Consider the following 23561-nt stretch of genomic DNA (forward strand, 5'->3'; position numbering starts at 1 on the left):
TTTTTCCTCTTTCTCTTCAGAGACCTCGGTGTACTACTTCTCCTTGAGCAGAAAGCCAAAGCTTTCCTTGATACTCCCATAGTAGATGAACAGGAAGACAGGCAGCGCAATGAGCACAAGCAGAATAGTGACCCCGTAGCCGCTGGCATCCTCATTGATTGCAGACCAGGCAAGGACAGGAACCGGAGAGAGTACACACAGGGATACACCCAGAGTCAGAGACAGCGTATAGGTAGGGGCAAATGCACGGCTGCGCTGCTCGATCTCGGTCCGCAAAAAATAGGGCAGATTAAAACCCTTTTGCAGATATTTATACCGCTCCAGCCTTGTGTCGCTGAATATGAACAGTGCAACCGCCAGCGCCACCAGCAGCAGCAGCACAATCACGCCAATAATTCCGGCAGTGTCTTCTGAAATCACCCCACGGAGAAAACCAAACTCTGCCAGGGTAACAAGCAGAATCAGCAATGCAGGGCCGATGATGCACAGCATTACTCCAATCCCCACCATAAAGCCGCTGGTCTTCTTGGCAACCAGATATCCCCATGTATCCTCCGGGGCAAGTACAGGCAGCAGTGTATCCTCTCCCCCCATTGTAATTCCAAGCTCGTCAATCAGCTCATCAATGTTGCCGAACTCGGAGATGACAATACCGACCGCCTCATTCTCTGATTTGCCTTCTTTCTTCAGTTCGTAATATTTCTCCTCCATACTAGCCAGCAGATCCTGCTTCAGCTTATATGTCTGTTCTGTCCTGGGCAGGGAAGTAAACATGTTGTTCAAATAGCCCATAATGGTATCCATCCTGATCACAGCTCCTTTATGAATTTGTTAACGACCTCTTGCGTAACTTTCCATTCCTCGCATTTTTCCAGATAATAAGCCAGACCTTGCGGAGTTATACGGTAATAGGTGCGTCGTTTCCCAAAGGTCTCATCCATAAAAAAGGAATCGATGTACCCATTCTTCTCAAGCCGGGTGAATGCGGAGTACAGCGTAGTCTCTTTCATGATGTACTTCTCCTCCGACAGCTTCCTGATGTTCTTGGAAATCTCATAGCCATAGGATTCTCCGTCCAGAAGCATATAGAGGATGAGCGTATCGTTGTATCCCCGTATGACATCACTACTGATCAAAAGCCTTCCTCCTAACTTATTCCTCATTACTTCATCTGTCGTAGTAATTGCATTGTAGCATAATTACTACGACAGATAAAGTAGTTTTATAAAAAATGGGCCTCGGATTCCAGTGTCCTTATTGGGTGGCTGCGCTCCGTTTATTAAGGTTTGCGGACGCTAACGGCGTTATCTCTCCAGATTGCCACCTGCGTTCTTCCCTAACGGGCAGATAACGCCCATGAAGTCCACCAATCTCACAAAACCACTGATTTGGGCACACTAGCGCCTCCTCGGTCCGTTTGGTCAGAAATCAGCCTTGCTTCACGGGAGATTGGTTGAACATGGATAGCTTCTTACTGCTCATCTCTTGTTGCTGCTGTTGGGACAATATGGATCGACGCAAAAAAAGGATGCCACTCTCCAACCGAGTGGCATCCTTTTTTATCAAATCATTATATACAGTGTATTCGGGAACTTATTGCCGGACGGCCAATACGACCATTCCAATGCCCTTGGCGGTCAGCTTGCCCCCGGCAAGCTTCGAGACCAGATCCTCACCGAAGAGGATGCTCCACTCGCCAAGCTGTGGCACATCCAATGACACTCCGGCTGTATTTGAATTATAAAGCACGTATAAGTGCAGCGCCGGATCGCCTCCGGCGTGATCCCGGAGTGTATAGGCTATTGCCCCGGCAGGCGCCTTCTCAAACATCAGCTGTGCGCGGATTTCCTCCGCGCTGCGCAGGCGAAATGCCGGGTGGGCTTGCCTTAGCGCAATCAGCTGCTTCATATAAGCAATATCCTCCACATGTGCCGCTGCGCGTTCCCAGTCCATACGGTTGATCTCAACGGGAGACTTAAAGCTGTTCTCCACCCCGTCCTTAGTTCGCATAAATTCCTGTCCTGCATGAAGAAACGGAATCCCCTGGCTCGTCATTACCATTGCCGAAGCCAGACGATGCATCTCTCTGCGCCGCTCATCGCTTTCCCCTTTGCTGGAAATTACAATTTTATCCCAGAGAGTATGATTGTCGTGGCATTCAACGAAGTTCACACACTGCTGCGGCTCATCAGCAAACGCCCCCATGGATTGACCGTACACGACTCCTCCGGTAATCCCCGTTTTCACCACCTGCTCGAGGCCAGTCTTGCCGCCGATAAATCCAGGCTCTTCATAGCGGAAAATATTCCCCTTTACTGCATCGCGGAACCCGTCGTTGAACTGTCCGATGCCCGGAAGGGCATCCGCATTGCTCTGGCTGGCAAGGCGCTCCGCCGGAAGCTCCGTATCCAGGAGCCAGCCTTCCCCGATAGTCATCAGTGAAGGATCAATTTCGTCCAGACGGCGGCGGATCTCCTGCATGGTTTCTATGTCAAGCAGTCCCATCAGATCAAAGCGGAAACCGTCGATATGATATTCATGGGCCCAGTACAGCACCGACTCCACAATAAACCGGGTCATCATGATCCGCTCAGAGGCGACATCATTGCCGCAGCCCGATCCGTTCGACAGACTGCCGTTCTGCTTATAACGTAAATAATAGCCGGGAACAAGCTTGGTGAAATTAACAAGGTAGCCGTCATAAACATGATTGTAGACCACATCCATGATTACGCGCAGTCCGCGGTCATGCAGTGTCTGGATCATTGTCTTCAGCTCGCGGATTCGCAGAGCCGGATCATACGGATCCGTAGCGTAGGAGCCTTCTGGAGCATTGTAATTTTTGGGGTCATAACCCCAGTTGTAATGAGGCTGGTCCAGCCGGGTCTCATCAACACTTTCTGTAGCATAGTCATAAATAGGGAGCAGCTGCACATGAGTCACTCCAAGATCGGATATATGATCCAGTCCGGTAAGAATCCCGCCCGGTCCGCGCGTCCCTTCTTCGGCCAGACCCAGATATTGTCCCTTATGGGCAATGCCGCTAGCCGGATGAACAGACAGATCCCGCAGATGAAGCTCGTAAATCACCGCGTCCACAGGGTCAGCCAGAGGTGGCTTATCTTCTGTCCAGCGCTGGGGATCGGTCTTGCGCAAATCGAGAATCACCGCTCGATCTCCATTCACGCCGACAGCCCGGGCGTAAGGATCGGCCGCTTCATTCCACTGCTCCCCGATGCGCACACGATATGTGTAGAACTTGCCCTCCAGGTTCCCGGCCACGCTCAAACGCCATGTTCCCCTGACATCACGGATCATCGGCAAGATATCTCCGGCGGCTTCATGCCATGAGCCATAGAGCACAACCGCTGCTTCTTGCGCGGTAGGTGCCCACAAGCAAAAGGCCGAGGAAGCAGGCGTATACGTCACACCAAGGTCATCCCCGTCATAACTGAAAAGCTCATCAAATTCCTGGGCGAACACGGATATTCCTCCGGTAGCCGCCGGATCACCATAATAAATCGGTTCTTTCAATTCCTTTTGTACGGACAAGGCCATCTGTCTCCTTTACCCTTTAATAATTGGAATTATATCCTAATTATTGATTTTGTGCAAACGTTTGTACTCGACGGTTTCATCAAGCTGCCCTTCCTGCCGCCTGAAGGTTACAGCTGATGCCCTATGGTAGCTTCCTTGATATCCAAAGCCACCATGGTTATAACATCTTTATTGACGTTATAAGGGATAAGGCGTGCCTGCCCGGGAGTGAACCCGCCGTGCTTATGCCGCATCCCGTTGTCATGAACAATAAGTACAGGGCCTCCTCCGCCCTCAGACTCCTGATAACCGATTCCCAGCACCCAATGATAATCATAGGCGTATTTTCCCCGCCAGCGAAAAGTGAGCCATTTATCGAATTTGAGCGCCACCGGCCGCTCCGCATCAATCTCTGCTTTGTACCGGTCTATATCATTAAACACACTTACGGAGAATAGTCCGTGTTCCTTCGCCTCCAGAGGAGCAGAAGACCGGATATAAGCTGTGACGCCTTTGGTAAAGCTACCCACGCTCATTCCCCAAGGTGTTCCGCCATGATGGCTGTATATGTGATTAATATGCGCCGCTTTGGAAGTAAAATGACTTGCTCCGGGAATAAAAGTCCGGCCCTTCCGCGTGCGCCAATATTCCATTAATGCGGCGATGGTCGCCGGACCGCAGGCCGAGCCGGGTGAAGCAACACCCGGTTCCCACTGCGTATAAGGTTCAGCGGGCAGCTTGTGCTGCTGCGGTGCTCCCCTCATAAGGATATCTTCTCCTGACGCTGCTGTAGTATCCGTTCAATGTCGGAGGTGAGAAACGGTTTACTGATGAAATCCTCCATACCTACAGCCAGGCATCTTTCACGGTCCTCCCGTCTGGCATAAGCAGTCACAGCCACCATAAAGGGCCGCTTGGCCTGGGGGAGCTGTTCCCTGATTCTGGCCGCTGCGGTAAGCCCGCTCATCTCCGGCATCTGCACATCCATAAATACCAGATCATAGGGCTGCTGAAGAACGGCTTGCACCGCCTGCTGGCCGTTCTCCACCAGGTCCGCAGTATATCCGCGTTTCTCCAGCATGATCAATAGAAGCTTTTGATTAACGGGATGATCTTCTGCGACCAGAATCCGCAGCGGACCGTATTTCGGCTCCAACTGAGGAAGGCCTTCAGTAAGCAGAAGGCCACTCCCTTCCTCCTCAATCCGGGAATAATCATCGGTATCGGCAACATCAAGGCTACTCTCCGGTACTGACGGAGTCTGCTCATGCACCGGTTCCTCCTCCAAATCACTAGGATCATGATCAATATCCAAGGGCAAGGTAAAGTAGAAGTTTGAACCTACGCCTTCCACACTGTCCACTGCAATCGCTCCGCCCATAAGCTCAACCAGCCGCTTGCAGATGGAAAGTCCCAGTCCGGTTCCGCCATACTTGCGGTTAATGGACGGATGCAGCTGGGAGAACGATTGGAACAGCAGAGACTGTTTCTCCGGCGGAATTCCGATTCCCGTATCCCTGACATTAAACTTCAGAGTCAGCTTATTCTGGTTAGGACAGAATTCCGTCCCCACCTCAATAGAGATATGACCTTCTTCAGTAAATTTCACTGCGTTGCTGACCAGATTCACCAGTATCTGGCGCAGCCGGGCCGCATCGCCCATGATCAACTCCGGAACATCGGAAGCAGCTTGGCAGGTCAATTCCAGGTTCTTCTCTTTCGCTTTCAGCGAGAACAGCTCGGTTACGCTTTCCAAGACCCATTCAAGACTTACCGGCTCATGCACAAGGATCATTTTTCCGGCTTCTATTTTGCTGAGATCCAGAATTTCATTGAGGATATATAGCAGAGAAGTACTGCTCTGGCTAATAATCTCCGCATATCCGCGCTGCTCTTCATCCAGCTCGGTCTCTGACAGGAGATCCGTCATCCCCATAATTCCGTTCATCGGCGTCCGCAGCTCATGGCTCATAATCGCCAGAAACTCCGATTTCGCCTGATCCGCTTTCTCTGCCGATTCCTTGGCGCGGATAATCTCCTTCTCATCCGTAATGTCACGGAACACAACAACCGCACCTTTACGGTCTCCTTTATCAAACAGCGGAGTAACCTGATACTCGGCCAGAAAGCTTGAACCGTCTTTGCGCCACAATACCGCATCTTTGCTCTGATGGGATTCCCCCGCACGGACGGCCTGCATCAGCGGGGAATCCTCCGGCCGGTAATGCAGGCCGTCCAGCGCTGTGTGCTGTATGTGATCCAGATAAGGATGGCCCATAATTTCACCGTAGGCGAAGCCCAGCATCTGCGCCCCCGCCGGATTGATGAAGGTTACCTTCCCCTCCGTATCAAGACCAAATATGCCTTCGGAGACTGCATTTAAGATCAGTGTGTAATCATTGCCCAGTTTCTCGATCTGCTCGGTATACCGGATACGCTCCGTAATGTCACGGGAAATTCCGTATACACCGACGACCTTGTCCCCGACAATAATCGGAATGTTGGTCGTACTGATTTCTACCAGATGGCCATCTTTATGAATAAGGGTCAGATCATAGCTTTGAGGCATTCCCTGGCAAGCCAGATTAAAATGATACTGCGTCTTCGCCATATCCTTCTCATGCACAAGGGGGCCGAAATAGTTGCCCACCAGCTCCCCCATTGAATATCCGCTCAGCACCTCCAGATTGGAGTTGCAGGTTAAGTAATCTCCCTGCAGATTCATGGAGTATACAGCTGACGGATTATATTCAAACAGCGACTTATAGCGCTGTTCATTCTCTTGAAGCTTGGACTCAAATTGCTTACGCTCCGTTATGTCACGGCCGACGGCAATAATCTCCACAATCCCGCCCTGCTCATCTAAAATATACCTGCTGTTCGTCTCAAACCAGACATAGCCTCCGTCCTTGCGCCGGTAACGGTAGACCGCCGCCGGGATGCAGCGGGTCTGCTCACTTTGTGCCATCATTTCTTTCATTGCTATTAAATCATCGGGATGCAGATAATCAAAAGCACTAGTGCCGACCATTTCCTCCGGCTCATAACCGAGCAGAGAGCGGCTGGCCGGAGAGCAGTATAAGAAAATGCAGTCTTCTATCGCATGGCGCGAGATCAGATCCAGGGAATTTTCCGACATTAGCCGGTAATTCCGCTCATTTTCTCTAAGCTTCTGCTCCATCTGCTGGCGTTCAGTGATATCCTGCATCATTCCGATAAGCTGAACAGGCTTGCCGGCCGGTCCCAGTACGGTATCCCACTGAATATGTACCGCAAGCAAGGTTCCATCCGCAAGGACCAGCCGGTAGGTATTCTCACCGGAATTCCCGTCTTCCAGCGTCTCCCGCACCCTTGTGAACATGTCATTGATGTCGTCCGGATGAACCAGATCGAGAAACTTCTGGTACTCGACCTCGGCTGCTCCAATACCAAGCTTCAGCATACGCTGCAATTCTTCCGAGAGAGACAGCTTGCCTTTCGTCAAATCCCATACCCAGGAACCGATTCTCGCGACTCTTTGCGCCGTGGCCAAAGCCTCCTCATTATGCTTGCGGCCCGTCACGTTACGGCCAATACCCATGATCCGGATGATTTCATTGTTTTCTCCCCGAATCACATGAAAAGAGCTTTCGAACCACAAATAATGCCCGTCTTTATGGCGTAAACGGCGGACATAGATGTCATTCTTCAGAAGACCGTCAGACTTGTCCATGCCCTCGATATCATCAGGATGATAAAATTCCAGCCGGTTTTTACCAATTAATTCCTCAGGTGCAAATCCGATTAGCGAAAGCGATGAGGGGGAAATAAAGCTTAGTGTGCCGTCGGGCAATGTGAACGAAATCATGCTCTGATCGTCTTTTAGAAATAAATCATACAAATCACGGCTGTCTACTGTCAGCTGATCGGCGATTTTCCGGTCGGTGATATCCTGCGCGTATACAATAATATGTGAAGAGTCTTGTCCTGCATCAGCCCGCACGAATGTAAGGGAAACCCATACAGAATGTCCTGCACGATTATAAAACCTTTGTTCACTCTTTAAGGTATCACCGGGGGTGTAGGAAAGACCCTCCAATACACTCATTAGTGTGAGCCCTTCCCGGTCTTCCTGTTCTGGCTGTGACGCACTCTTGTTTCTCAATAAAGCTCCGGCTAGAAATTCCGTTTCACTGCAGCCGAGGATGTTGCAAAAAGCGGAATTGACCTTTATCCATTTGTCCTTTTCTGAGGCCAGGACGGCCATTCCTACCGGAGACATCATGAAGGCTTGATCCAAAATATTGCTATTATATGCCAATTCCATTAAACAAGGCCCCCTTCGTCATGAGCCGGCTCGTATGCAGCTCTCTGTTGTATTATTAACCAGTATACGATAAGAGAAGTTCGGAATAAACGCGCAGCCTGGTTTCCATGGAAAAAAGTTTAAATTACAAATATTGACTGGGTTTTGTCCTTCCTTTATAGTTTAGATAATATTTCATTCGTGACCTATTACGACGGAAGCACCCGTAATAAAGGCTTAATAGCCTTTACTGCGGGTGCTTTTTTGTTGTTGCGGAATTAGGGATGAGAATAAGGAGGAAAAAGATGAACAAGCTTAAGAAGATTTCCCTGGCAATGCTGGCACTTCTGCTTGCAGTATTATCTTCAACAGGTGCTGTAAATGCATCCGGAACAGCACTGACCGACCCCTTCGATTCAAGCCTCGTTTGAACTGACTGCCGCCACTGCTGACGATACTGCAAGGACCAGACTTAAAGGGTATTACAGTGATTTATCCGTTCTGATTACCCAGTATGACAGCCGTGAGGCGCAAATCCGCCGGCTCCATGACAGCAATACGCAAGCGCTGATCATTGTCCGAAACCAAATTAAGGAAATAGATCAGTCCACCGTGACCCGGCTGTCCTCAGCCGTAAGCGGCACCAAAGAACGTTACCAGCCTCTCTTTGATCAATACAGCGCACTCAACCGCCGGATTAACCTCCTCAGGGGGCTTAAGGACAAGGTCCTGAAGGATGTGCTCCGCACACAGGCTGATGCTATGAAAATTCTCGTTCAATTTGCCCGTGAGGATATCCGCAATAAAGAAGCCCTGCTGAAAGCGGCCAAAGAAACCCGTACCAAAAAGATGGCCGCCGCACGTAAAACCTTGGCGGGGATCGAAAGCCCCCAGGCCTCTATCAAGTCCCAGAAAAGTGTGGCAGCCTCCTTGAACAAACGGATATCGGCCGATTTCAGCGACTTCAAATCGGCTATCCGCAAGCAAAATCAGGCTTTAACTGCTCAATCCTTGTCATCCCTTGTCTCAGGCTACCGTCAAATGGCAGCCAGCAAGCTGAAGATCATTGAGCTTGAGCAAAAAATTGCCGGTGTGATTGCGGACGCGGCCAAGCAAATCGCAGCATGATTGCTGAAGGAATGTGTCTTCCGACTCTTGGTCCGCATATGGTAGGTAGAGACAATATCCATCAGCGGGCCTTGAGGAGGCTTATATTATGCATATCTGTATTATTGCACCGGAGCAGTTCCCGGTGCCGGGGAACGGTTCAGTGGAGATCTGCATCTGGGCGATTGCCAGAAGGCTGGCCCGGCGGCATATGGTAACGGTACTAAGCCGCAAGTCACCAGGACTGCCCGACTCTGCAGAGCTTGAACAGGTCCGTATTATCCGTCTGGCTTCAGGCAGTCCTTCCCGTTATCTTGCCTCGGTACTCAAATATCTTGAGAAGACGTCCTTCGATATGATTCAGATCGATAACCGGCCGCTGCTGATGGCCGCCGTGAAACACCAGCATCCCCTGACTCCGGTACTGCTGTATCTGCACTCTCTGACGTTCGTACCGGCAGAACGCCGAATTGCCCGCAGCCTGGCGAAGGCTGACGGAATCGCTGCCAACAGCCGCTCCCTGCAGCAACGAATTTCCCGGCGTTTTCCCGGCCTGGACAAGAAACTCAGTGTCATTCCGCTGGGAGCGGACCTGTCCCGGTTCATACCGGCCGAAGAACCGGAACGGCAGCGTCTCCGGCGGTTATACAGACTCCCGCAAGTGTTCACGGTGCTGTTCGTCGGGCGGGTGATCCCCCGTAAGGGAGTGCCCGTACTCCTGCAGGCCATGCGCATTCTCAATAAACGCCTGCCCTCTCATCTGATCATAGCCGGCCGGGGCAAACCTCCATATATCCAGCGGCTCAAGACCCTCTCGCGGAGACTGGGTGTATCTGTATCTTTCGTTGGAAACATCGCCCACGAGGATATTCACAGCCTGTATCAGATGGCCGATTGCTTTGTCTGCCCTTCCCAAGGTCATGAATCCTTTGGATTGGTCAATGTGGAGGCCATGGCCTCCGGGCTGCCGGTTATTGCTTCGAATAACGGCGGCATCCGTGAGATCATCACGTCAGGCCACAACGGCTACCTGGTGGACCGTTACCGTCAGGCCACCCCTTTTGCCAGACGTCTGCTGATGATCGGACGCAATCCCGCGAAGGCGGCAAAGATCGGGATGCAAGGGCGGAGTGATGCCCTGCGGGCTTTTGAGTGGAGGCATACCACAGCACAATTGGAGGAGCTGTACCGCTCGCTTTTGCCGTAATAACAGAGGAGTCTGCCGCAAGGGTGCTCCTCTGCAATGCGACAATGTGTAACAAGAAATTAGTGATCTTATTCGCAGGATATGGCCTGCAGTAAATATTATACTCGTATTGTAAGCGTTGCCATTAACAAAATGTATTGCTTATACCGCTATCATGAAATTGGCAACCCCCTACAACACACTAATGGCTGTAGAAAGGGTGCATCGTTATGTTAATGATCAAAGCTATAGTTAGACCCGAGAAAGCGGATGAAGTCATGGCTGAATTAATGCTTGCCGGCTTCCCCTCCATCAGCAAGATGGATTTGCTAGGCCGCGGGAAACAAAAGGGAATTCAGGTCGGCACCAACTATTACAATCAAATTTCCAAGAAGCTGCTGATGATTGTCATCCAAGATGATGAGAAGGACGATGTAATCAGCATTATTATGAGAACGGCAAGAACCGGTGAGCACGGCTCCTTCGGTGACGGTAAAATCTTCGTGCTTCCTGTACTGGAAACCTTCACAATCAGCAACGGTAAAAACCAACTGTAACCCTTGTCCCTTTGATAGACAGGTCAATAGAAAAGAGGCAGCACAACATCCCCCGGTTCCGGCTGTTCCGGTTCAAGGGTACGCTTTGCTGCCTCTTAATGTTGTAGTCTTCTGACTTTAGATCATCTGGATGACTGTAAGCACAAGTCCCACGACAAAGCCGCATACCGCGCCGTTGACACGAATCCACTGCAGATCCTTGCCCACCTTGTCCTCCAGCATGTTCACCAGGCTGGCATCATCCATTTGATCAAGGTTCTCCTTGACCAATACGCCAAGCCGGTAATGGTTAGCCTCCACGAAGGTGATTAATGAAGCGCGAATCCGCTCCTCCCAGCTCTCCGTCCACTCCTTTTCCGTACTGATGCGCCGGGCCAACAGGGCATACAGTGCAAACAGCTTGCGTCCTCCGGAGCTGCGGTCCTCTTCCAGCATCGCAACCGCCTTGCCGCGCAGAGCCTCCAATTGCTTATGCAGAAACGCTGAAGCCGCTTCGCCTTGCAGCTCCTCCAGCGCCCATTCCTTCAGTGAAAGGATCCGCGCTTCGTCGTTCACAAGCTGAAACAGCGCGACGCGGATTTCCTGAATGATCTGCTCACGGTAAGGATTATCCGCTTCACGGAAATCCCGGATACCGGATTGCAGCATGCCCTGGAGCATTTCTCCCAGCATTTCGGCATCCACAAATCCGACAAATGCCTGAAAGGCCATGCCTTTCAGCCCCCCCAGCTTCACCTCAGCCAGTTTCTCACTGGCGATCTTGCCGAGCATCGCCCGTGTCTCAGGGCGGCTGCTCCAGCCGGAGATGCCTTCAAGCGCATAATCAAGCGCGGCAATATCCTTGCCGTCGTTCATTAGTTTGGTGACGATGCTGTCGGCGGCGGTACCAAGCTCCGCTTCACGGATATAATCTGCAACAGCCGTCTGAAGATAAGGAACCGCCTTATCTACCGGAAGCCGCTGAACAAAGGTGCTGAGCTGCTCCAGCATGCCGGCTCTTGCTTTTTTCCTTGCTACGAACTTCGTCAGCAGTCCGCTGCCGAGCGACACGAAGCGGATCTTGCGTAGCTTGTTCTCGATGCTCTCTTTGTTCAGCAACTCATTCTCCATAGCGGAGATAAGAGACTGAATGATCTTATCCCGGTTCTTCAGCAGAAGCGAGGTATGCGGAATCGGCAAGCCCAGCGGATGGCGGAACAGTGCGGTAACTGCAAACCAGTCGGCAATTCCCCCTACCAGCCCGGCTTCGAAGCCGCCTCTCAGCAGAACAACAGCCAGATTATCCGGCAAAAACAGTGTAAGCAGAAAACCGCAGGCCATGACAGCCAGCGATATCGTAGCTAAATTTCTGGATTTCATCTTTATCCCCCTTACCTAAAGCGTCGGACAGCTGTTTCCCTGGACAGGGAAATACCGCCAATCACATTGTGACCCTATGAGCTGACGATTACGGCGGCCGTTCACTTATTAGTCTGCCTTTCATTGTACCACGAGTAAACTCCTTTCTGAAAATTCCAGTGCGCTACACATTTTCTACGGTTGGTTTCTTTACATGAAAATGGATTTTTTATTTTCAGAACATTAATGATAAGATACTAGGAACGATCATTGCCCTTGAAGGGGACAACCTGCAGTACAGGAAGGAATGCAAACGATATGCTGATAGCACTCGATATGGATGGAACACTGCTTAACGAAGAAGGAATCATTAGCCCTGAGAACCGGGAAGCGATAGTACACGCCCAAAACCAGGGGCATATTGTAATCATCGCCACAGGCCGCTCTTACATGGATGCCGAGCGGCAGCTGCGGCTGGCCGGGCTGGAATGTCCGGTAGTCAGTCTGAATGGAGCCGTAGTGACGCTGGCTGACGGGACGCTCGTGGCAAGCAAGCCGCTGAACAAAGAGAATATTATTCCCGCGCTGCGCTGGATGAACGAAATTCCTGAATTGTATTATGAGGTGTACACAGAGGATAACGTGTATGTAGAGCTCGATAAACGGGTGCATCTGGAGAAAATATCGGAGCTTAAAGATGACGAGGTGCCGGAAGAACTCCGCTGGCTGCTTAAAGCCATGATCGACCAGCAGTTTCAGCAGGCTGCCGTGACCTACGTGGAAGACATGGAGAAAATCTGGGGCAAAGAGGATAAAGTCATCTACAAGACGCTGGCGTTCTCGCTGAACCTTGAGCTTCTGAAAGAAGCCTCTACACGTTTCGCCGCCATTCCCGGACTCATTATCACCGCTTCTCATGCCAACAATATTGAAATTAACCATCAGGACGCTAATAAAGGGGCCGGTGTAAGCATGCTGGCTGAGCATTTCGGCCTGGCTCTGGAGCAGGTAGCTGTAATGGGCGACAGTTACAACGATCTGCCGATGTTTGAGGTGGCCGGCTACCGGATCGCCATGGAGAATGCTGCTTCAATCCTCAAGGAAACGGCCGATTTCATCACGCTCAGCAATGCTGAGCATGGTGTGGCAGCGGGAATCCGCCATCTTTTGGACAAGGCGTAGGGGGAAGCTAAATGAACATGTATCCAGGCATTGCCCTGCTGTATGATAATCGGATGCTGCGCACAGAGCTGGAGTGCGAACAGTTTGAGCAGGCCCTGGAAGGCCTGGCTGGGGATACGGAGGATGCTGTGATCCAGCAGATTTTCAAGGTGTTCGATGATGATACCGAACAGGAGGAGGTTATGTTCGGTCTTGTTCATTTTCTGGAGAGCTACCAAATGGAGATGTACCTGACCCAACTGCTGGAATCGCTGCCGGAGCTGCTGGAGACAGGCCGTAATTGGGCGATTATTTTGATCCAGAGAATACTGGGCGATGACAGCTACCGCAAGGAGTTTGCCGACATCGCCGCCGGCATGCCCCTGCGGATCAAGAGATGCCTGGCGTTCCTGCTGGAAGAAATCAAGGAAGACAAGCCGCGGCTGTTCGAGCGCAGAGCCAATTCTATTCTGGGGAAATTAAAATAAGCGCAGCAAAACCCCGTTCCCAGGATACTTCACGTTGCATGGGAAGGGGCTGCAGAAGCCTATTATTGTTCAAAATCGAGATTGACCGGCGCAAGCGGCAGGGTATCTTCCCCGCCTTCATCTGTCGTGGGCGTCTTGGCATCTACGACTTCGAAGCGGAACTGATCGACCCATGCCTTGCCGGAACCGTTCAGCAGGACCCCGAAAGCTATCGCATGGCTGTCCTGCGGAATATCCAGAATGACGTTGTATTGATTCCATTCTCTGGAGCCTTTAATGGGCCTCTGGGCCATATTATCAAATTTCAGCATTTCCCCATTCGCGGCATCGACTCTCATCCATAAGCCGGCCCATCCGAAGATATCCCCTGCTTTGACAAAAGCAGACAGCTTCAACCTCTGCCCGCGGTAGGCTTCCGAGCTGAATATTTGCATGAGTGTAACAAATCCGTTTTCGCTTGCATTACCGGATTGCAGCAACGCCGATGCCTTGCCCATATGCACTTCCGATTTGTCCACCTTAACATCATAGCCTCCGCCGTTCATGCCGGTTATGGTCCAACCCTGCAATGCCTTTTCTGTACTCATCCTGATCTCTCCTTTATTAAGTTCTCTTGAATAGGTCCGGTATTGTCCGGGGGTGAGCCGGTATGCTTTTTTGAAAGCGCGGGAGAAGGCCTCCTGAGATTGAAAATGGTACTCCAAGGCGATATCGAGAATACGCTTATTGCTGTAGATCAGTTCCCCTGCCGCTTTCGCAAGTCTTCTCCGCCTTACGTAATCCGCCAAGGTTTGCCCTACTACCGCATAGAAAATCCGGTAGAAATGGTGGGTAGAAAATTTGCTGTGCACCGATACTTCCCTTAGGGTAATCCGCTCTGTGAGATTCCTCTCTATATAGTCCAGTGAGCTTCTCACCGTTTTGAAGTGCATTTTATCGCTCATTGGCGTTCCCTCCTCTGTTCCAAAAATAACATAGCGGCCAAACGGATATTTGATCTTTTATCTCATAAATCGGCTGTTCTATACAGAAAGGGAAATACAGTGGTATAGTGTAAACTGGCTAAAAATTAAACCAAACCCGTATTGTAAACAAACGAAGGTGAATCTAATGAACAAGCTCTTATTTCATAATATACCGCTGGGCGCTACCGGCGAACGGATTCCCCAGGCGGCAATCGCCTCAGCCCGGACCAGCCGCGAGATGGTGAAGCCGGAGGACGGCGATGCGGCTTATTTCCGTTTGCTGGAGGAAGGCGGAATTCTCCTGAATCAGCCGCAGATCGCCGCAGTACGGCATTACCAAGGTCCGCTGCTGACGCTGGCCGGGGCAGGCTCCGGCAAAACTTCGGTTCTGATCTGCAGAACCGGTTATTTGCTGTCGGTGCGCGGCATATCCCCCAGCCGCCTGCTGCTGTTGACCTTCTCCAGCAAGGCGGCAGCGGAAATGCGCGAACGCATTGCAGTGCTGCCGGGCGTGAGCGAAAACGACGCAGCGCGCCTTCAGGCCCGCACGTTCCACTCCTTTTTCCTCTATTTCCTGAGGCGTCAGGGTCTGCGGCAGGACATCTTCCATGAGACACGCCGCCAGCACATTTTGCTGAAGCAGATCATGCGCGAGCTGGGGCTGCCAAAGGATGCTTATCCGCCGGAAACCCTGCTTGCCCTGCTCTCTTCCTGCAAGATGAATATGGGTGAGCCGGAGAATCTGCCGGAAACTACAACCGCCGAGCAGGAAATGAAGGCCGTCCTGGCCCTGTATGAACAGTGGAAACGGGATAATCACAAAATTGATTTCGACGATGTGCTGCTAATTGCCTACAGGATGCTGCAGGAGCAGCCGGCGCTACTGCAGGAATTGCAGAATAAATTTCAATATGTAATGGTTGATGAGTTTCAGGATACGAATGCGCTGCAATATGAACTCGTCAAAATGATCGCCCATCCGCAGCATAATCTGATGGTCGTCGGGGATGATGACCAGACGATATACTCCTTTAACGGAGCGCGCAGCGAGTTCATTCTTGAATTCGAGAAGCTTTATCCTGGCGCGAAGGTTATTACGCTTGATATCAATTACCGTTCCGGTCCGGCGATTGTTGGCTTGGGCAACGGAATCATCCGGCATAATACGCGGCGGCGCTCCAAAACGCTGCAAGCGGCCAAAAATGGCGGCAGCCCGCCACGGTACCTGCGCCCGCAGACGGCGGACGAGGAAGCCGAGCAAATTGTGGAGCATATTGTAAGCCAGGTTGACGGCCATTCCCGGGAATACCGCCATTTTGCACTGTTGTACCGGGCGTCGAGCAGCAACCGGGCAATTCTGGAGCTGCTGCTGCTGCGCGATATTCCCTACATTGATTACGGCGAAGGCCAGCTGCTCTACGAGCATTGGCTGATTTCCCCCGTGCTGGACCACCTGCGGCTGTCCGTGAACCGCCGGAACTTTGCCGCGATGGAGAATATTCTGCCGACCCTCTATATGAACCGCGAAAAGGGTATGGACCATATCCGCCGGATGGAGGCCATCCAGCCCAAGCAGGGACCGCTGATTCATCTGCTGTCGATGCCCGGCATGGAGGATTTCAAAGGAACCAAGCTGCGGGAACGGCTGGAGCTGATCCGGGGGCTGGGCAACGTAACTCCAGTACAGGCTATCCGCCAGATCCGTATCAACTTCTATGATTACTTCATTGAAGCCAATGAGCGTCATCAGGCTACACTGCACCGGGAAACGCTAAAGGAAATGCTGGACGAGCTGGAAACCTCGGCGGAACGGTTCGACAACATCACCGTCTTCCTTGATTTTATTGATAATATTACCGAGCGGAATGAGCTAAGCCGCCAGACCGGCCTGAAAGAGCAAGGCAACCGGATTGCACTCATGACCATCCACAAATCAAAAGGGCTGGAATTCCCGGTAGTCTTCCTGATCGGAGCCTCTGAGGGGATTCTTCCCCACAGTTCCGCGCTGGAGGGTGACCGGCTGAAGGACCGGAAGACAGCAAAATCGACAGTAGGCAGCCCCCTGAAGACCGGTCCGGAGTCCGGCATTGCAGCGCTGGAAGAAGAACGCAGACTGGCCTATGTTGCCGTCACGAGAGCCCGGGAAGAGTTGTTCATCAGCTCGCCGGCAAGGCATCGGGGCAAAAAAGCTGAGGTCTCCCGCTTTATGCTGTCCGCCTTCCGCTCTGCCGTAGCTTCTTCTGCGCCTGCTGTGTCGGGATTAAGAAACGGGTATAACAGAACAGAGCACAACTCCACCAGAACGTCAGCGACAAGAACCCATACCGTTGCCGTCTGGAAATGCACCGGTACAAATTGTCCGGGCTGGACCCGGATGAAAGCCGGCGGAGCCGAGGATCACTTACCCTCCAAGCCCTGCCCGCTCTGCAGCTCCCCTATGGAACAAAGCACACGGGTAGTTCCCGTATAACAGATATTTCGCAAAAAAAAGCCCCTTCAGGCAGCTTTGGCTGGAATCATGAAACCATGAGTTCCCTGCACTGCTGCCGGAAGGGGCTATTAATGTCCTCTTATACTTGAGCCGGAGTCTCCGCCGGTTCTTCAACTTCTTCATGTACTGTTTTGATCTGAATCATTACTGTGCTCGGATCCGTCAGCACCTCAATGCCCTTCTGGAAGATCAGATCGGAGACAGCCAACTGGTCGCCAATTTCCAGACCGCTGATATCTACTTCCATGGAAGAAGGCAGATCGCCCGGCATGCAGCGAACTTCTACTTCATAGATTTCAACCTGAAGTACCCCGCCAGCTTTGACACCAGCAGCTTCACCGGCAAAATGGATCGTTACCTTGCTGTCCATACTGATCGACATATTCACATGCTGAAAGTCGATATGCTGCACTTTGCCTGAAATGGAGTCCTTCTGGATATGTTGAACAACTACCGGAACCACCGTATCGTCGGACAATTTCCCTTGCAGGATTGCCCGCGGGTTGGTTCTAATCACGTTCAACAGCTCTTTCTCTCCCACTTCAAGGCTTAGAGTATCTTTTCCAATACCATACAGCACAGCCGGAATCCGTCCTTGCTTTCTTGCGACGTTCAAGTTGGACTGTGTTTCTTCCGTACGATTGTTCAATAGAATAAATTTACTCATTTTTGTTTTCCCGCTCTCTTCGACCATAAATTCTTGTCATTAGAAGCATAACACGACCATAGAATCTAGTCAATTCTCACCCGTTTAGCTCATACTCCAAAAAGGGATCGGGAAGTTCAATTCTGTAGGCTTCGGCATCGCTGACGCCCACTGACAATACCGCCAGCCCGTGCTCTCCCCGAACCAGCCCGCCGCTAAAGATAACGTCCTGAAGATCCGGACGTTTGCCGGGACCGATCGGAAAATCACTCCTTGCGGCAATAATCTTGATCGGTGTGGTTTCAAACGTACCGGGATTAAGCGAGAAGACCATGGAGTAGTAATGTTTTTTTCCTAAGCGGTCAAAACAGGCGATATGTCCCAGAACGCCTATATGACCGTTCTTCAATAATTGGGCTTCATTCGCCCCGCCCCACTCCTCGGGCACAAACTGATCTTGAAATATTTCCGCTTCCAGAAAGGTCTGCTCATTTAATTCCTCCAGCGAATCGATAATCGTGAAGCCGATCATCCCTCTTCCGCCTTTCTCTCCTTGCGGCCGAGTGAATACACCGATCCGGCCATCCTGAAGCTCTATCAGCCGGATATCCTTCATCATTGCCGGCCCGGACGAGAAGTGGCGCATGGAATCAATGCGGTACCCGCGGTAGAACTGCGTAACCCACGAGACGATTTTCTGCGGGTCATCCCCTGCGGTAATCACTTCAACCCCGCCCACAATCAGTTCTCCCTTGATGTGGGTTACACAGGGGTCCTGCAGATTATAGGTATGTGTATGCGCACGGGGTATCCAGACGCCATCGCAGAGTGTAAAAAAGAAGACTTGAGAGAACTCACTGTCCCGTTCCTCAACTCTTCCCAGAATCACTTCCTCCCCGTCATGTACAAACGGGGCCGTTATATTGTATACATCGCGTTTCCCAACACCGGAAAAAGCCAGCTTCTCCACGCTCACCTGACGGAGCCTAGCATAAAAGGTGTCCAGCAGTTCGTTACAGGTTGCCGTCTTGAACGGTCTCCTTGTCATTGCCTTCCTCCTCATATTCGTTTGCTTTATCTATCGCCCAATCGTTCTCATCCGCTTCCATCCGGATCAATTCACCGGGCTGGATATTGAAATAGGTACAGAGCTTCAGAAGCAGATCCCGGGGATACTGCACCATCTCGTCTTTATACATCCGCCGGACGGAATCGAAATGGTAGTTAATCTCTTTGGCAAGCTTGCGGATTGATAACTTGGGGTCATGTTTCTCCATAACCTCACTTAATTTACTGCGTATAACCGGCATTCCTTCACCTCCTACATCACTATATCTGGAGAACAGAGGAGAGTCAATAAATTGACAAGAAAAAATGGTCATGTTATAGTATGGGCAGGAAATAAATTGCAGAAGTCAAATTTTATACCACTTCACTTCAGAAAATAAGAACTCCTTATTTTCTTTTTTTTTCATAAAAATTCTTAGGAGGCTCTCTATGTTGAATCATGACAGCAACAACCGAAACATTGTTTTTCTATCTACAAGCCTGCCTAGAGAATGCGGAATTGCTACGTTTACCCAGGATTTATTAGATCAATTTACCGGGCTGCCGGGCTTCAATACGCCTCGGGTCATCGCCATGAACAACAATGAAACTTACCAGTACAGCAGCCAGGTCATGAGGGAAATCAACCAAGATACGTTGTCTGACTATATAGAGGCCGCCGATGAGCTTAACAAATCAGACGCCCATTTGCTCGTCATCCAGCATGAATTCGGCATCTACGGCGGGGAAAGCGGAGAATATCTGTTGTCATTGATCGAAAGGCTCGAATTGCCGTATGTAGCTATTTTTCATACCGTATTAAGAGAACCTACAGCCAAGCAGCACCTTATCATCAGCCGGATTGCAAAGGGAAGTGTCAAGGTAGTAACGATGGCCCAGTCCACCCTGCACGATCTGACCTCCATCTATAATATCGAGGATTCGAAGATCGCCTGCATCCATCACGGTGTGCCATATGTAAAAACAGCTACTAGAGCGGAGCTTAAAGTGCAGTATGGTTTCGGAGAACGCAAGATCCTCTCTACCTTCGGCTTTTTAAGTCCCGGCAAGGGAATTGAATATGCCATTCAGGCCATGCGCGGAGTGGTGAAGCAGCATCCGGATGCGCTATATATCATCTGGGGCAAAACCCATCCCGTAGTCAAGCTGGAAACGGGTGAAGTGTACCGGCAAAAACTGACGGACCTCGTCGGCGAATTCGGTCTGTCCGATAATGTGCTCTTTGTCGATAAGCTGTTGACCCAGGAGGAAGTTATTGAGTCGCTGGTGATGTCCGATATCTACTTGACCCCCTATCTCGGCAAGGATCAAGCCGTAAGCGGCACGCTTGCCTATGGCGTCGGCTATGGAAGAGTAATTGTTTCCACCCCTTACCGCTATGCCGAAGAAATGCTTGCCGAAGGCAGAGGCCTGCTGGCAAAATTCCGTGATTCAGCTTCGCTGGAGGACTGCATCCTCGAACTCCTGGATGATCCGGCCAAAGTGGAGGCCATGGAAAAACGGACCCAAGAGCTGGGACAAACGATGATGTGGAATGAAGTTGCTAAATCCTACGCTGCGATTTTTCGGGAGAAAATTTCGCAAGTGAGCCTGGCAGACCGGAGTGTGATTTGATGCAAACCTCCGTTGCTGTAACGTTCAAGGCGGATTACATGCGCAGAATAACCGATGATACGGGAATTTTTCAGCATACCAAGTTTGGCGTCCCCGACCGTTCGAAGGGCTATACGACCGATGACAACGCCCGGGCTTTAATTGCAGCTGTTCTGTTGTATAAGAAGGATCAGGATTCCGTCTCGCTCGACCTGATCCACACGTATCTCTCCTTCATTCATCACGCACAAAATGATCAGGGCAACTTCCGGAACTTTATGGATTATAGCCGTTCATTTCTCGAGGACAACGGCTCCGAGGATTGCCAGGGGCGTACGCTTTGGGCACTTGGCTTCGCCCTCTCCTATTCGTCGATTCTGCCCGACAACCTGCTGAATACCTGCCGTTATCTGATCAATCAGGCGCTGCCGCATATAGAAAAGCTTGGTTCGCCCCGTGCCGTAGCTTATGCCGTCGTAGGCCTCAGTTATCTGATCAAAACGCCCGGCGCGTTAACCTACTCCTTTCCCTATCCCCATACGCCAAGTACGGCAGAGGAAAAGGCATTTCTGTCCAAGGACTTCATCACCGGCCTGATTGAGCGCATCGCTGTCCGGCTGCATAATCAGTATAACCGCACCAAGGGAGAAGGCTGGAACTGGTATGAAGACAGCCTTACGTACGGAAATTCCATGCTTCCCTGGGCGCTGCTGAGGGCTTTCAAGCTCTCCGGAAATACTGCGCTTAAGCATACAGCCAAAGAAAGCCTTGATTTCCTTGCTTCACGGACTTTTGCCCGGGAGGGCTATTACAAGCCCATCGGCAGCCACGGCTGGCTGCTGCGCGGCGGGGAGCCGGCTCTCTACGACGAGCAGCCCATCGAAGCCTGCGAAATGCTGCTGACCTGCCGGGAGGCTGCGTCCGTTCTTCAGGACCCGTCTTATCTGCAGCAGGCTGACTTATGCTATGCATGGTACACAGGGCATAATTCCTTAAATTTGCCGCTGATTGATCCACAATCCGGGGCTTGCTATGACGGTATCCACAGCAGCGGGCTGAATCTGAATCAAGGGTCGGAAAGCATCATTTCCTTCTCCATTGCCCACCTGGTGACCCATCATGGATAAATACGCGACCATCCTTGCCGGCGGAGGGGGCACCCGGTTCTGGCCGCTGTCCAGGCAGGAGATTCCCAAGCAGCTGCTCAATATCAGCGGCAATGACATCATGCTCAACGATACGATTGAACGCTTCAAGGGCATTATTCCCCAGGAGAACACCGTCATCGTGACAAACCGCACTCAGGCTGTGCTGCTGGAGAGCATTATGCACAGCAGCGTGCAGAAGAGCAATATTCTGATTGAACCCGTGGCCCGCAATACCTCCGCCAGTATCCTGTTCGCTGCGTTCTCTATACAGCATATGGCCCAAGAGGATTCCTTAATGGTCGTCCTGCCCTCCGATCACTATATCACTGATGAACCGCAGTTCCGGCTTACGCTGGATGAGGCTTGTACGGTAGCCATGGAAAGTGACCGGATTGTCACGATCGGCATCAAGCCTACCTTCCCTTCTACAGGCTATGGTTACATCGCTTATGACAAAGAACCCATCTCAGCAAGTCCGGTAGCGGTCTATGATGTGGCTGAATTTGTGGAGAAGCCGAACTTCCAGAAAGCCCAGGGTTATCTCGCGTCAGGCAATTATTTATGGAACAGCGGGATTTTCATCTGGAAGACATCCGTAATCCTTGATAATTTCAAGCGTTACCTCCCCCGGCTGTACAACACCATGCTACCGATCAGCGAGGCGCTTGGTACGGATCAGGAAGCGGAGACGATTAACCGCATTTATCCCCTGCTTCAAAATATTTCGATTGATTACGGAGTCCTGGAGCGTTCTGACGAGGTGGTAGTCCTGTCCGGCCAATTCGGATGGAATGATATCGGCAGTTGGGATGCGCTCGGCGCTATCTTCCCTCCGGATGAGTCCGGGAACATTATTAAAGCCAACCATATAGGCATTGATACCCGCAATTCGATCATTTACGGAAACGGGCGGCTGATCACCACGATAGGTGTAGACGGATTTATCATTGCCGATACCGGAGATGCGGTCCTCATCTGCCCTAAGGACAAAGCTCAATCCGTCAAGGACATCGTCGATCTGCTCAAGGAAAAGGGCATGACTTCATATATCTAAATTCCGCAAAATGTAAGAATGGCTGTGGCTCCCGGCTTGTTTATTTCAAAAAAAGTGACCGTTGCTCTAATAGCAACGGTCACTTTTTTTGAATTCATTTATAGATGTTCGGGGTTCCCGCAATTAAGTCCACGCCCACAGGAAGCCGTCGCGGTCCCAGGCAATCCTTCCGGCATGCAGCTTGCGGAAAGCCTTCTTCACTTCCTTGGACAGCGAAGCATTTCCGTTCTCGTTCACAAATACAAATTGCTCACCAAAATTCGCCTTCACGTATTCAATCGCAGCAGCCTGGTACAAGGTTCCGGTAAATTGGATCTCCTTGACCATCCACTCCGCAACCTCTTGCGCAGTAACTTCCATCAGGTGTTGCCCCTTTCGATCATCCTCTATTTCAATGTTCCCCCATTATAGCATAAACAGCGCCGAATCCTGGAAATGTCCAGATAGGGTGTAAGTGTCCAGATGAAACTTATATCACTTCACTGCGTCAGTATTTACAGAAAGTTAGATTCCGATCTTCCGGAGGAACTGAAAATGAATAAAGCGTACAAAGAGTTATTTCTGAATACAGTCTATCTCTCCCTTGGAATTAGTGCAGTTTTCGCAGGTATAGGAGCGACAGTTAACGATGAGTCCCCGCTGGGGTTCTCCTGGGGGTTTAATTTTCTCGGTATTTTTCTGTTTATATATTTTTATAATCTGATCGTGAGTGTAATAAATTTCATCCTGACCAAGCTCTGTAAGTTATTGGCCGTACGGCTTATTGTCTTTAATGCTGCGGGGCTTTTATTGACTGCACTGCCTGCCTATCATTTTCATGAGTGGTTCCTGCTCAGCCTGTATGCTTCATTTATTGTCCTGTCGGCCCATTCCATATGGAGCCAAGGAACGGCTGACCGCCCGTAACCCCGCCTATTCGTCATTATTATAGAAGATC

22 protein-coding genes are annotated in these 23561 nt (G+C 51.0%); 11 read left to right on the forward strand and 11 right to left on the reverse strand.

All coding sequences use genetic code 11. The features are described 5' to 3' along the window. Positions 1-33: 33 nt before the first annotated feature. The 5 genes from AC3WT9_RS24715 to AC3WT9_RS24735 form a co-directional block, all read right to left on the reverse strand. Complete coding sequence (locus AC3WT9_RS24715) at positions 34-804, reverse strand: permease prefix domain 1-containing protein (protein ID WP_341089328.1); 771 nt, start codon at positions 802-804, stop codon at positions 34-36. A 5-nt stretch (positions 805-809) separates the two neighbouring features. Beyond that, positions 810-1136 (reverse strand): PadR family transcriptional regulator, encoded by a 327-nt coding sequence (locus AC3WT9_RS24720; RefSeq protein WP_038585016.1) that lies wholly within the window; start codon positions 1134-1136, stop codon positions 810-812. A gap of 457 nt (positions 1137-1593) precedes the next feature. Next, positions 1594-3552, reverse strand: a complete 1959-nt coding sequence (gene pulA / locus AC3WT9_RS24725) for a type I pullulanase (RefSeq protein ID WP_341377074.1) — start codon at positions 3550-3552, stop codon at positions 1594-1596. A gap of 113 nt (positions 3553-3665) precedes the next feature. Continuing rightward, entirely contained in the window at positions 3666-4301 is a 636-nt protein-coding gene (locus AC3WT9_RS24730; RefSeq protein WP_341089325.1) for a C39 family peptidase, read from the reverse strand. Beyond that, positions 4298-7843 (reverse strand): PAS domain S-box protein, encoded by a 3546-nt coding sequence (locus tag AC3WT9_RS24735; RefSeq protein WP_341089322.1) that lies wholly within the window; start codon positions 7841-7843, stop codon positions 4298-4300. The genes AC3WT9_RS24730 and AC3WT9_RS24735 overlap by 4 nt, the downstream gene beginning before the upstream one ends. Positions 7844-8127: 284 nt before the next feature. Between AC3WT9_RS24735 and AC3WT9_RS24740 the strand changes: the two genes are divergently transcribed. The 4 genes from AC3WT9_RS24740 to AC3WT9_RS24755 all read left to right on the forward strand — a co-directional run bounded on the left by AC3WT9_RS24740 (position 8128) and on the right by AC3WT9_RS24755 (position 10672). Next, the gene (locus AC3WT9_RS24740) at positions 8128-8253 is read left to right on the forward strand and encodes a hypothetical protein (RefSeq protein WP_492407992.1); all 126 of its coding nucleotides are present in this window, start codon (positions 8128-8130) and stop codon (positions 8251-8253) included. A gap of 181 nt (positions 8254-8434) precedes the next feature. After that, positions 8435-8950 carry a hypothetical protein gene (locus AC3WT9_RS24745; protein WP_492407993.1) on the forward strand — a complete coding sequence of 172 codons (516 nt, stop codon included), beginning with the start codon at positions 8435-8437 and terminating at the stop codon, positions 8948-8950. An 88-nt stretch (positions 8951-9038) separates the two neighbouring features. Then, positions 9039-10136, forward strand: a complete 1098-nt coding sequence (locus AC3WT9_RS24750) for a glycosyltransferase family 4 protein (protein ID WP_341089320.1) — start codon at positions 9039-9041, stop codon at positions 10134-10136. Between the two features lie 209 nt (positions 10137-10345). Beyond that, complete coding sequence (locus tag AC3WT9_RS24755; protein ID WP_038585008.1) at positions 10346-10672, forward strand: P-II family nitrogen regulator; 327 nt, start codon at positions 10346-10348, stop codon at positions 10670-10672. 117 nt (positions 10673-10789) lie between these two features. On the opposite strand, the gene AC3WT9_RS24760 is transcribed toward AC3WT9_RS24755, so the two are convergent. Further along, the gene (locus tag AC3WT9_RS24760; RefSeq protein WP_342480959.1) at positions 10790-12031 is read right to left on the reverse strand and encodes a DUF445 domain-containing protein; all 1242 of its coding nucleotides are present in this window, start codon (positions 12029-12031) and stop codon (positions 10790-10792) included. Positions 12032-12328: 297 nt separating this feature from the next. On the opposite strand from AC3WT9_RS24760, the gene AC3WT9_RS24765 reads away from it, so the two are divergent. Both AC3WT9_RS24765 and AC3WT9_RS24770 read left to right on the forward strand, forming a co-directional pair. Further along, the gene (locus AC3WT9_RS24765) at positions 12329-13192 is read left to right on the forward strand and encodes a Cof-type HAD-IIB family hydrolase (protein WP_341089316.1); all 864 of its coding nucleotides are present in this window, start codon (positions 12329-12331) and stop codon (positions 13190-13192) included. Positions 13193-13203: 11 nt separating this feature from the next. Continuing rightward, positions 13204-13659 (forward strand): Imm30 family immunity protein, encoded by a 456-nt coding sequence (locus AC3WT9_RS24770; protein WP_341089314.1) that lies wholly within the window; start codon positions 13204-13206, stop codon positions 13657-13659. A gap of 62 nt (positions 13660-13721) precedes the next feature. Here the strand turns inward: AC3WT9_RS24770 and AC3WT9_RS24775 are convergent, their stop codons facing one another. After that, the gene (locus tag AC3WT9_RS24775; RefSeq protein ID WP_341089313.1) at positions 13722-14603 is read right to left on the reverse strand and encodes a helix-turn-helix transcriptional regulator; all 882 of its coding nucleotides are present in this window, start codon (positions 14601-14603) and stop codon (positions 13722-13724) included. A 166-nt stretch (positions 14604-14769) separates the two neighbouring features. On the opposite strand from AC3WT9_RS24775, the gene AC3WT9_RS24780 reads away from it, so the two are divergent. After that, positions 14770-17094, forward strand: a complete 2325-nt coding sequence (locus tag AC3WT9_RS24780) for a UvrD-helicase domain-containing protein (RefSeq protein ID WP_492407997.1) — start codon at positions 14770-14772, stop codon at positions 17092-17094. Between the two features lie 100 nt (positions 17095-17194). On the opposite strand, the gene AC3WT9_RS24785 is transcribed toward AC3WT9_RS24780, so the two are convergent. The 3 genes from AC3WT9_RS24785 to AC3WT9_RS24795 all read right to left on the reverse strand — a co-directional run bounded on the left by AC3WT9_RS24785 (position 17195) and on the right by AC3WT9_RS24795 (position 19071). Continuing rightward, on the reverse strand, positions 17195-17782 hold the full coding sequence (locus AC3WT9_RS24785) for a 50S ribosomal protein L25 (RefSeq protein WP_038584991.1): 588 nt from the start codon (positions 17780-17782) through the stop codon (positions 17195-17197). A gap of 76 nt (positions 17783-17858) precedes the next feature. After that, positions 17859-18809: a DUF1861 family protein gene (locus AC3WT9_RS24790; protein WP_341089310.1), complete on the reverse strand. Its 951-nt coding sequence runs from the start codon at positions 18807-18809 to the stop codon at positions 17859-17861. Further along, the gene (locus AC3WT9_RS24795) at positions 18775-19071 is read right to left on the reverse strand and encodes a helix-turn-helix domain-containing protein (protein ID WP_052091753.1); all 297 of its coding nucleotides are present in this window, start codon (positions 19069-19071) and stop codon (positions 18775-18777) included. The genes AC3WT9_RS24790 and AC3WT9_RS24795 overlap by 35 nt, the downstream gene beginning before the upstream one ends. Positions 19072-19258: 187 nt before the next feature. Here AC3WT9_RS24795 and AC3WT9_RS24800 point away from each other — a divergent pair, with 187 nt between their 5' ends. The 3 genes from AC3WT9_RS24800 to AC3WT9_RS24810 are packed head-to-tail and all read left to right on the forward strand — an operon-like array spanning position 19259 to position 22624. Next, positions 19259-20443, forward strand: a complete 1185-nt coding sequence (locus tag AC3WT9_RS24800) for a glycosyltransferase family 4 protein (protein WP_341089308.1) — start codon at positions 19259-19261, stop codon at positions 20441-20443. After that, a complete protein-coding gene (locus AC3WT9_RS24805; protein WP_341089306.1) occupies positions 20443-21549 on the forward strand; it encodes a glycoside hydrolase family protein in 1107 nt (368 codons plus the stop codon). The genes AC3WT9_RS24800 and AC3WT9_RS24805 overlap by 1 nt, the downstream gene beginning before the upstream one ends. Then, the gene (locus AC3WT9_RS24810; protein WP_341089304.1) at positions 21542-22624 is read left to right on the forward strand and encodes a mannose-1-phosphate guanylyltransferase; all 1083 of its coding nucleotides are present in this window, start codon (positions 21542-21544) and stop codon (positions 22622-22624) included. The genes AC3WT9_RS24805 and AC3WT9_RS24810 overlap by 8 nt, the downstream gene beginning before the upstream one ends. 123 nt (positions 22625-22747) lie before the next feature. On the opposite strand, the gene AC3WT9_RS24815 is transcribed toward AC3WT9_RS24810, so the two are convergent. Beyond that, positions 22748-22984 carry a DUF6953 family protein gene (locus tag AC3WT9_RS24815; RefSeq protein WP_341089303.1) on the reverse strand — a complete coding sequence of 79 codons (237 nt, stop codon included), beginning with the start codon at positions 22982-22984 and terminating at the stop codon, positions 22748-22750. A 174-nt stretch (positions 22985-23158) separates the two neighbouring features. On the opposite strand from AC3WT9_RS24815, the gene AC3WT9_RS24820 reads away from it, so the two are divergent. Continuing rightward, entirely contained in the window at positions 23159-23530 is a 372-nt protein-coding gene (locus AC3WT9_RS24820) for a hypothetical protein (RefSeq protein WP_341089302.1), read from the forward strand. The last annotated feature ends 31 nt before the right edge of the window (positions 23531-23561 follow it).

It is taken from the genome of Paenibacillus sp. EB106-06-01-XG199, assembly GCF_058791575.1.